This window comes from Microcoleus sp. CAWBG640 (genome assembly GCF_020883015.1).
GTDB lineage: Bacteria > Cyanobacteriota > Cyanobacteriia > Cyanobacteriales > Microcoleaceae > Microcoleus > Microcoleus anatoxicus.
The window spans coordinates 18,312-27,815 of sequence record NZ_JAHRFC010000027.1 but is presented as its reverse complement, the minus strand read 5'-3'; the positions used below and the strand labels follow the sequence as shown (position 1 = coordinate 27,815).

The following is a 9,504-nucleotide window of genomic DNA, read 5'->3' as shown; positions in this document are numbered from 1 at the left end:
TCTCTTCAGTCCTCTTTGAGAGGACTTTCGCTATTAGACAGGGGTTTCAACCCCTGGCGGACTTGATGAATGACTAACGGACTTGGCGGGCTGACAGCTTAAGTTGACACCAATGGACACTGTCGTGTCCTAATTTCAGCAACTAACAATTCCAAGGCTAACGGATTTGATATTAAAACTCACTTAAAATCTAAAACCGGGAAAGGTTTCGCCGCTTCCATCTGTGCCGCTAAAGCAATTAAAGTAGCTTCCGCCGCCGGCCGACCGATAATTTGAATCCCCACAGGCAAACCGTTACTATCTAAAATAGCCGGAAGTGCGATCGCCGGTTGGCCACTAGCATTAAACGGTGGACAGGGAGCAATCCAATTAATAATATTAGCCAAAGTTTCTTCACAACTCAAATCCGCCCACTCACCAATCTGAATCGGCGAGTGCATATAAGTCGGCAAAACTAACACATCAAATTTTTCAAAGAATCCCACAATCCGCCGTGAAACTACCTGGATTTGATGCACAGCCCGCAAATATTCCCCAGCCGAAATAGATCTTTCCAATAGCCAGCGATTCATCGGTTGCAAAACAGTGGCTGGTATGCCACTTGCAGCCGCTCCAGTCTGCCAAATCGCTGTAAACGGCTCGATCAAACCTGTAAAATCTGGGCATCCAGGTTCGACATCGTGACCCAAATCAGTGAGTAATTTGACGGTATCGAGTACGGCTTGTTGACATACATCCGAAGCCTCGCCCACAGGGAAAACAGAGGTGGAAAAAGCAATTCGTAACTTGCCTAACTTTTGACTTGCTGACTCTAAAAATGTGGGACTTGGATCTGGAAGCCAATAAGGATCGCCGGTTGTGTAGCCTGACATGACATCCAAAAGGGCGGCCGCATCTGCGACTGTGCGGGCTAGAGGGCCATTGGCAGAAATGCCGCTCAGAAAATCTCCTACAGGGGCCCAGGAAACTCGTCCTCGCGAGGGTTTAATGCCTACTAAACCGCAGCAGGAAGCGGGGCCTCGAACTGAACCGCCGCCGTCTGAACCTTGGGCGATCGCGCATAAGCCTGCTGCTACAGCCGCCGCTGAACCTCCGCTGGAACCTCCGGGCGTATATTCTGGGTTCCAGGGATTGCGCGCTGGGCGGAAACCTGGGGGTTCGGTATAAGGTAATGAGCCAATTTGAGAAGTTGCTGTTTTGCCGAGAATGTTAAATCCGGCTGCTTTGATCCGCCATACTACTGATTCATCGTAGGCTGAGATATTATCGACAAGAGCCTGGGTGCCATAGGTACAGGGAATTCCGGTAACAGGTGTTAAGTCTTTGATCGCGATCGGCACTCCGAAGAATGGTGGTAATTCTTGTGGTTTGTTGAAGCCAGCTAGTTGTTCGGTTTGAGCTTTGGCTAGGGCTTGAGCCCGATCGGCTGTGACTGTAAAATAACTGCCTAGTTTGGGGTTGAGGCGATCGATTCGTTCCAAGTACAGATCCACAAGTTCGATCGGCGAGATCTCGCGATCGCGAATCAACTTTGCCAATTTCAGAGCAGGAGTAAAAGCCAAATCAACAGAATTCATCTGATTCAAATCCTTAAGATAGAAATATCGGTAATAATTTATAGCTGGCAAAAGTATAGTCATTTATAGACATGGGAGGCTTCACAGTCCCTCCCCCTTCACTTTTACTTTGAGCGGATTAACCCGCCTCGGCTGAACTACGCAGCTCTCTATCCCATCGCTGAAGGCATTTGGGATTGCTTTTCTGAGGATGTTGTACGAAGCGTTGATATCAGAATTAATTAACTGACCCGTCGATGTTTTGTACAAACCCCGCTTAATCCGCTTACCAGTGAACACAGGCTCTTTTTCGGTTTTTCCATACACAGGAATTGGGTCTAAACACAGAAAATTGGCCCGTGAACTATAGGATTCTTCCTGCACAATTACCTTGATTCCCGCCAGCCGAGCTTTGTATTCCAACATCTCAATTAATCGAGAGTGAGGAATGTTGACAAAGTTTTGAACGGTGTTCCGTTGATTTAATGATGTGCCTCTGGGTCAGTTGCATTTGAGACTTCCGTTCTTTGGGCTATGCGTATTCCTTGTTCAACACTCACAACAATATAATACCATTATTGTTTATAATTGCTTATAAACTCAATGAAGTTTTACAATACCGATCGCGATCGCATTGGACAAAGGGAAGAATATTTCCGTTCTGATACCGCAGTTTGGCTCCCTCTTGAGATAGACTAATATGAAAAGTTAAGCTTTTGTGTAAGACACGCACAATCGCGTTTAACATTCCCAGACTTCCACAAATCATTCGCTCAACTAAGCCTTTTCGCCAACATTTTAGGTAGCGCATATGACACAACAGCGTCCGCCAGCTCCTCGCCCCCCCGTACCTGGTGCTCCACCACCCCCAGGTATGCCACCCCGCCCTCCAGCTCCCGGCATTCCCAAAACCGGAGGATTGCCACCAGCACCACCACCAGCGCCACCATCGCCTCCTCCTGCGCCAGCATCCGCCCCGCCTCCGGCTGCACCAGCCCCCCAATCCTTTGCGCCATCCAAAGAGTCCAGCTCAGGAAACAATGGACAGCCGAGTTTGAGAGAACTCGTTCTGCGAGCCAAAGAAGAAGGCATTTCTGACTTGCACTTGGGAGTCAACGAGATCCCCCGCTTCCGCAAGCGCGGTGAAATTACTGATGCGGGCTATCCCCTAACTGATTTAGATGTCTTCATGGGTTGGCTGCGGGAGTGCATGACTGATGAAGAAATTGCCTACTTCCAGAAAAACCTAGACTTTGACGGCGCCTTCGACTTTGGTTTCGTCCGCATTCGGATCAGCGCCTTTGACTCTTTGGCCGGCCCTGCTATGGTATTGCGACTTATCCCAGCCGAAATTTTGACAATGGAGCAATTGAAGCTACCAGAGGTATTTCGGAAAATATGTGGCTATCACAAAGGTCTAATTTTGGTGACAGGGCCCACGGGTTCCGGTAAGTCCACCACGATGGCTGCCATGATTGATTACATCAACAAAAATAATTCTCACCACATTATTACCATCGAAGACCCTGTAGAATTTGTACACACCAGTCGAAAATCTTTGATCAAGCACCGGGAAGTGGGCCGACACACCCTCAAGTTTATCAACGCCCTGAAAGGGGCTCTGCGACAAGACCCCGACATGATGCTAGTAGGGGAAATTCGCGACAGAGAAACAGTGGAAATTGCCCTGAAAGCTGCCCAAACAGGTCACTTGGTAGCGGGGACGTTGCACACCAACAGCGCTGTCAAAACCCTGAACCGGATTCTGGATATGTTCAATTCCGAAGAGCAACCCGCTCTGAGGGTTTCGATGGCTGAATCTCTATTGGCAATCATCGCTCAAATGCTGTGCAAAACCACAGATGGCAAGCGGGCTGCCTACCACGACGTTCTGATCAACACTGACGTGGTTAAGGAATACATCATGAAGGGGCAGAATGAAGAAATTAACCAAATCATGATCAAAGATACCTATGAGGGTATGACGACGATGAATAAGTCTCTCTACGAGCTATATCAAGAAGGTCGCATCACCGAAGAGATTTGTCTCGAACAGTCCCCATCTCCTAACGAAATGGCCCAAATGCTTAGAGGTCGTGTCTAAAAATAGAGAATTAACAGTTAACAGTTAACTGTTAATTGTTAATTGTTAACTTTTATTGGTGTACTTCATTGAAAGCCGATCGCCCACCCTTGCCCCAAATTTTCAAAGGGATTGCACTTTTTACACCTGGTGGAGATTTAATCTACTGCATAGACCCATGCAAGCAAACTCGGTGGCACTTGCAATTGTGCGTAGCCCTACAATCCATACTTGGTTTGTCGGAACCACCACATTTTTTAGTGCCTTGCTACACAGCCACTGTTGACTGTTGGCTAGATCCGCGCGATCGGCAGTTGCGAATTGCCGCTGAAGCCTACCCACCTGTGATGCGACACCAAACGCTGCTAAATGCGGTTTTTGAGACTGGTGATTTGGTTTGGCACCCCCGTGTGGAAGAAATGTGTGAACCCATGGCGATCGCTACTTATCACAAAGAATTCCCCGAACTTTGGGAGAATCATGACCTAGTTATACATTGGAAGAACGCAGAATCTCGATCGGAATTTCGCAGTTCCGGCATGGTATCTCCTTCCCTATTCCCAAAGCCACAGCAAACCCAGATTCCTCTACCCACTGAACTTACCGAACAGTCAGAAACTCTAGGCTATGTGCTGCGGTTGTTTGTTTCCGGCAACAATGCTAATACGGAACGAACTCTCGAAACCGTACACCAATTGTTAGAAAAAGCCCTGCACTATCCCTATACCTTAAAAGTAATTGACGTTTTTAAGCATCCCGAACAAGCCGAAAAAGATCAGATTTCTGCTACTCCTACTTTGATTAAAGTTTGGCCAAAACCTGTGCGACGTATTGTGGGAGAGTTGAATGATGTGGAAAAAATCATGCGATTGCTCAGTTCTTCCGAATTTTAAATTTTTGTCCCCATCAGGAGTAAGGACTTTATTCCTGATGGGCTAAAAGCCGTAAAAACAGAATAAATTCCTCACTACAAACTTAGTATAATTGTTAGATCGGTTTGCCAAGCAGTGAGGTACTGCCAAAGGCGCGATCGGGAACACAAACATCAGGAGCGCACAAACCTCGGAAATCCAAAGTTTTCACTTCCAGAGTATTTAACTCAACTAAACGAATAGCATGATTATTTGTATCAGCAATAAACAAATGAGGTCCGATCGCGCTTAATCCTGAAGGTTCAAACAAGCGAACACTGATACCTTGACCATCAACATGACCGGGAGTACCATCTCCAATCATAGTTCTGCATATTCCGCTCCGGTGGTCTATGCGCTTAATTTTGTGATTGTAAGTATCAGCAATCCAAAGATAATTTTGAGCGTATTCCACACCCAAACAGTGCTGCAATCTTACCTCATCAGCACGACCATCTAGATCGCCAAAACCAAACAAGTCACCACTACCACAGACAGTTCGCACTTGTGGATTTTCATCAATGCCGATCGCCCTAATCGAACTAATTTCGCTATCAGCAACAAACAACTCCAATCGATCCGTAGCCAGCCCACTGGGCTGAGAAAAAGCAGATTCTGCCAGATTCCCATCAACACAGGATTCTCGCCCATTACCCGCATAAGTACCAATAATTCCCGTATCTAAATTCATTTCCCAAATTTGGTGCGAGCCCGCCATTGCAATAAACAGCCTATGTCCAACTCTTTCCAAATCCCAAGGCGAATTCAACTTTATTTCTAAAGCCTTACCACTCTGCGGTACAATTTCGTGACTTTGTTCACCGTTACCAGCAATAGTTTGGACTTGACCAGTAGTAAAATCAATTGTTCTGAGAGCGTGATTTTCCGTATCAGCAACATAAAGAATCTGACTTTCTGCATCAAAAGCCATTCCTTGGGGAGCAAAAAACTCAGCTTCTTCAAAGTTACCATCAGTTAAACCCGGTTTCCCAGTACCGATGACGTGCAGAACCTCACCTTCGATGGTGCTGACCACAATCCTATGGTGTCCTGAATCGGCAATAAACAAGCAAGAACCGACTAAGCTTTGTATGACAGAATTCGCAGGTCCTGGTTCTATAATTTCGTCTAGACATTCACTATCCTCCGTCATTTCTCCCAAAAGAGCCTCATGTTGATGAAGCTGTTTTGCCTCAGTTGCCGTAATTGCAAATGCCAGCACTTTACCAGGAAAAGCCAGAGGTGTGGACAGAGGTTTGCGCTGTTTTTCTAAGCTGAAACTGAGGGATTCAAAGTTGATGGCATTTTTCTCTTTGTATTCCTCAATTAATTTGCCAACTAACTCATCAAGTGCTGCTCTATTACCTTCACCAGAAACGTAACCGATGACATAACTTTCTGGATCGATTACCATTAAAGTCGGCCAAGCACGCACAGCATAATTCTGCCAAATTGTCATCTCGCTGTCTACAATTACGGGATGTTCAATATCGTAGCGGAGGATAGCTTGGCGGATATTTTCCACTTCCTTTTCATTATCAAATTTGGCAGAATGAACGCCGATCACCGTGAGGGAATCAGGGTATTTTTGTTCGAGGTATTTTAAGTCTGGGAGGACGTGCAAGCAATTGATGCAGCAGTATGTCCAGAAGTCAAGGATGACGACGCGGCCTTTGAGGGATTCGAGGGAGATGGGTTTGTCGGTATTTAACCAGGGGTAATTCGTGGGGAATTCTGGTGCTCTGACGCGAGGCATAGATATCTCCTTGGTAGTGCCTGAGTAGTTTTTACACTTCTGTGAACGAACCTGACGGTCAACTGAGTACAGTTAGACCGCAGGCTTCTTTTTCCTTTTTTGCAAAGGCTTTTTTGAGTGACGGAGTTCCCCCGCCACTTTCGTAACTCAGGCCAATCTTTCTGATCAGCTTGGCTGAATTTTCATCTCGATCCAAAGATTCTCCACATTGACAAGAATGCCACCGATCCGACAATTCTTTCAAAGGTAAGCATAGCTAGTAATCCCCAAGTCAATACCAAGAGCATTTTTATCAGTCGGTTGAATTTCTGCAACCGTCAAGTGAGTTGAGATCGTTGCTAACTGGGGTTTTGTGGGTTTGAGGCGGTATTTGTACGTTAGTTGCATGGAAACTTCCTTTTTTTCGACCAGACCACAGTATAATTAGTGTAGGCCTAAAACGCAACACCTACATCAAAAGAAAGAAGTACATTGAGAATCAAGACGCTCCCGAAGATTGATTTGTAGTAGGCAAGTCTAATTGTTGGTGGCAGTTAATTTAGCGAGAATTTTGGGAGGATGGGGGAAAAGCCCATCGAACACCCCTGGAAGCACTCCTACTCCGGGAAACTCCGTGGTTTACCTGATTTGCCCATCGACCATCCCCACAGCACCCTAAAATTAAATAAACAGCAATTTTTGATTGAATTATCAATTTAAATCAGATTTATGCGATCGAGAGATATTAGCAATTTTGTGAAATAGTCCTGAACGCACAAAATCCGGTTTCTTCCCAAAATAGTCGTTTTTTCGATAAATATTGAGGAATTAACCGGGTTTTTCACCGCCGTGCGTCAGTCCTGTTCAAGATGGCATCTTCAGGGGGCGATCGAAAATAAGGATGCGTAGCAGCTTATAGTAGCTAGGTACTCGCTGGGTAGGAAAAGTACACGGGCGATCGGCCTCGACAGCATAGCCTTCTAGTACGATTAATTACAGATAAAATCAAAAGGAGTGGCGAACATGAGCAGTACCAGCAATTCAACGGAAATCAAGTTCGGAACAGACGGGTGGCGGGGACTGATTGCCCATGACTTTACTTTTGCTAACGTGCGTAAAGTGACGCGGGCGATCGCCAGTTATCTCGAAACCGCTTACACCAAAGACCGCCCAGTGCTAGTATCCTACGATACCCGCTTTCTGGCAGACGAGTTTGCCCGCACTGCATCGGAGGTACTGGCAGATTTGGGGTGGACAGTGAAACTGGTCGATCGCGATTGCCCCACACCAGTTATTGCCTACAGCGCCAAGCACTTAAACTCCGCCGGAGCCCTGATGTTCACGGCTTCACACAACCCCGCACCTTACTGCGGCATCAAATACATCCCCGACTACGCAGGCCCGGCCACCCCGGAAATTACCGATACAATTGTGGCAAATATTGCTGGTGCGTCTGATGCCCCAGCCAAAGGCAGCCACAACGATAAAATTTCAAGTTTCGATCCCAAACCCGAATATCTCAAGTTTCTGTATACCTCGATCGATGTAGAACGGATTCGATCGGCTAAATTAAAAGTCAAGTACGATGCCCTCTATTCGACTTCTCGTGGCTATCTAGACGAGGTTTTGGAACACTGCGGCTGCGATTTAGAAAGTTTTCACACCTACCGCGACGTGCTGTTTGGCGGCGGAATGCCGGAACCCAAGGGCGAACAGTTGGTTGAGTTAGTAGAAGCTGTTAAGAAAGATGCCGCGGATTTGGGCTTGGCCACAGATGGCGATAGCGATCGCTTTGGGATTGTGGACGAGTTAGGCAATGTCTTGACTCCAAATACTGTGCTGTTGCTGCTAGCGCGTCACTTGGTGAAAAATAAAGGCCTAACAGGGGCGATCGTCCGTACCGTCGCCACTACCCACTTGCTAGACAATATGGCCGCCAAGTACGGTTTAAAAATCTACGAAACCGCCGTGGGTTTTAAATATATCGGCCAAAAAATGCGAGAAACAGCGGTACTCATCGGCGGCGAAGAATCCGGCGGTTTGAGCGTGTTGGGGCACATCCCCGAAAAAGATGGGATTTTGGCTGATATGCTGGTCGCAGAGGCGATCGCCTACGAAGGAAAACCCCTTTCTCAGCTAGTGGAAGAAGCCATCCGCGAAGCCGACGGCCCCTTGTACAACCAACGTCTTGACTTGCACCTCGATGATGCCCACAAAGCAGCCGTTTTAGCCTTTTTCACTAATAACCCACCCTCGGAAGTAGCTGGTATTGGCGTCAAGGAAATCGGCCGCAAAGACGGAATTAAACTCTATCTTGAAGATGGTGGCTGGATACTTTTGAGACCTTCGGGGACTGAACCGTTGATGCGGGTTTACATGGAAACAAATTCTGTGGAAAAAGAAGCCAAAATCGCCGCCCACATGAAACAGGTAATTTCTGAGTTAGAACCTGTTTAAACTTCAATTTCTTTCAACCCAGACCCCTTACCCCTGGGGTTTGAGAACGAGAGGATTTAGGTAATAACTATAGCTGCAAGGTGTGCTACACACTTTACTAATTGAGGACTTACGCATGGGGTACTAGAAACCGGGTTTTTTACAAACAGTCCTAGAGACAAAAAACCCGGTTTATTTGAAAAAACGTCGCTCTCTGGTCTGAGATATTGAAGCATAAACCAGTTTTTCTACAAAAATCAACCTCAAAATTTCGGATATTCCCTTGACTTTTCCGAATCTCTTGTGGTATATTATTTAGTAATTTAATAGGGGCAAAAATAAAAATTTGACACAGATTTCGATTATAAAGCAAGTGTATTAGCTTAATTATAAATTTGTCATATCCAATCCGGTAGCATCGTCCTGTATTCATCTCTCCGATCTCCCTCTGTGTTCTCTGCGTTCTCTGTGGTTAAATAATTTCCATGCAACCGGAAACGATATCAACCGTTATATGAAAACAATTCCTTTAATCGCCATTAGTTTTTTACTAGCAATTTTGGTCAGCGCGATCGGTATTATCTCAGTCCAAAACGCCACCCCAGTATCCCTAAACTTTACCTTGTTCCAATCCATACCAATGCCCGTAGGAGTAGTCTTAGCTATCAGCCTGAGTGTGGGACTCCTAGGAGGTGCAATTCTCCAACCGCTATGGATGCTTTCGGCTTCAGAACCAGTTACTGACAGAGCCGAACTAGAGGAAGATATCTGATAACTTGGGAT

The 9,504-nt window shown here is 46.3% G+C and carries 7 protein-coding genes and 2 pseudogenes; 4 read left to right on the top strand and 5 right to left on the bottom strand.

The genetic code is table 11. The features are described from left to right. Positions 1-179 precede the first annotated feature (179 nt). A complete protein-coding gene (locus AAFP11_RS15425) occupies positions 180-1,577 on the bottom strand; it encodes an amidase (protein ID WP_341737862.1) in 1,398 nt (465 codons plus the stop codon). Positions 1,578-1,636: 59 nt separating this feature from the next. Then, positions 1,637-2,021 (bottom strand): annotated as a pseudogene (locus AAFP11_RS15420) (zinc ribbon domain-containing protein); the annotation flags it as partial. 346 nt (positions 2,022-2,367) lie between these two features. Here AAFP11_RS15420 and AAFP11_RS15415 point away from each other — a divergent pair. Both AAFP11_RS15415 and AAFP11_RS15410 read left to right on the top strand, forming a co-directional pair. Beyond that, positions 2,368-3,660: a type IV pilus twitching motility protein PilT gene (locus AAFP11_RS15415; protein ID WP_341737861.1), complete on the top strand. Its 1,293-nt coding sequence runs from the start codon at positions 2,368-2,370 to the stop codon at positions 3,658-3,660. 68 nt (positions 3,661-3,728) lie between these two features. Further along, positions 3,729-4,532, top strand: a complete 804-nt coding sequence (locus AAFP11_RS15410) for a circadian clock KaiB family protein (protein ID WP_341737860.1) — start codon at positions 3,729-3,731, stop codon at positions 4,530-4,532. Positions 4,533-4,626: 94 nt separating this feature from the next. Here AAFP11_RS15410 and AAFP11_RS15405 read toward each other — a convergent pair whose 3' ends face one another. The 3 genes and pseudogenes from AAFP11_RS15405 to AAFP11_RS15395 all read right to left on the bottom strand — a co-directional run bounded on the left by AAFP11_RS15405 (position 4,627) and on the right by AAFP11_RS15395 (position 6,693). Then, positions 4,627-6,306 (bottom strand): thioredoxin-like domain-containing protein, encoded by a 1,680-nt coding sequence (locus AAFP11_RS15405; protein WP_341737859.1) that lies wholly within the window; start codon positions 6,304-6,306, stop codon positions 4,627-4,629. Between the two features lie 58 nt (positions 6,307-6,364). After that, a pseudogene (locus AAFP11_RS15400) lies at positions 6,365-6,547 on the bottom strand (RNA-guided endonuclease TnpB family protein); the annotation flags it as partial. Next, positions 6,547-6,693 carry a hypothetical protein gene (locus AAFP11_RS15395; RefSeq protein WP_341737858.1) on the bottom strand — a complete coding sequence of 49 codons (147 nt, stop codon included), beginning with the start codon at positions 6,691-6,693 and terminating at the stop codon, positions 6,547-6,549. The gene AAFP11_RS15395 and the pseudogene AAFP11_RS15400, both read right to left, overlap by 1 nt. 615 nt (positions 6,694-7,308) lie before the next feature. Between AAFP11_RS15395 and AAFP11_RS15390 the strand changes: the two genes are divergently transcribed. Both AAFP11_RS15390 and AAFP11_RS15385 read left to right on the top strand, forming a co-directional pair. Beyond that, on the top strand, positions 7,309-8,742 hold the full coding sequence (locus tag AAFP11_RS15390; protein ID WP_341737857.1) for a phosphoglucomutase/phosphomannomutase family protein: 1,434 nt from the start codon (positions 7,309-7,311) through the stop codon (positions 8,740-8,742). A 493-nt stretch (positions 8,743-9,235) separates the two neighbouring features. Further along, positions 9,236-9,493, top strand: a complete 258-nt coding sequence (locus AAFP11_RS15385; RefSeq protein WP_341737856.1) for a LapA family protein — start codon at positions 9,236-9,238, stop codon at positions 9,491-9,493. Positions 9,494-9,504: the final 11 nt, after the last annotated feature.

Bases quoted from the DNA above. Each gene is read 5' to 3' on its own strand.
- AAFP11_RS15425 (WP_341737862.1), bottom strand. From the start codon at position 1,577: ATGAATTCTGTTGATTTGGCTTTTACTCCTGCTCTGAAATTGGCAAAG.
- AAFP11_RS15415 (WP_341737861.1), top strand. From the start codon at position 2,368: ATGACACAACAGCGTCCGCCAGCTCCTCGCCCCCCCGTACCTGGTGCT.
- AAFP11_RS15405 (WP_341737859.1), bottom strand. From the start codon at position 6,306: ATGCCTCGCGTCAGAGCACCAGAATTCCCCACGAATTACCCCTGGTTA.
- AAFP11_RS15395 (WP_341737858.1), bottom strand. From the start codon at position 6,693: ATGCAACTAACGTACAAATACCGCCTCAAACCCACAAAACCCCAGTTA.
- AAFP11_RS15390 (WP_341737857.1), top strand. From the start codon at position 7,309: ATGAGCAGTACCAGCAATTCAACGGAAATCAAGTTCGGAACAGACGGG.
- AAFP11_RS15385 (WP_341737856.1), top strand. From the start codon at position 9,236: ATGAAAACAATTCCTTTAATCGCCATTAGTTTTTTACTAGCAATTTTG.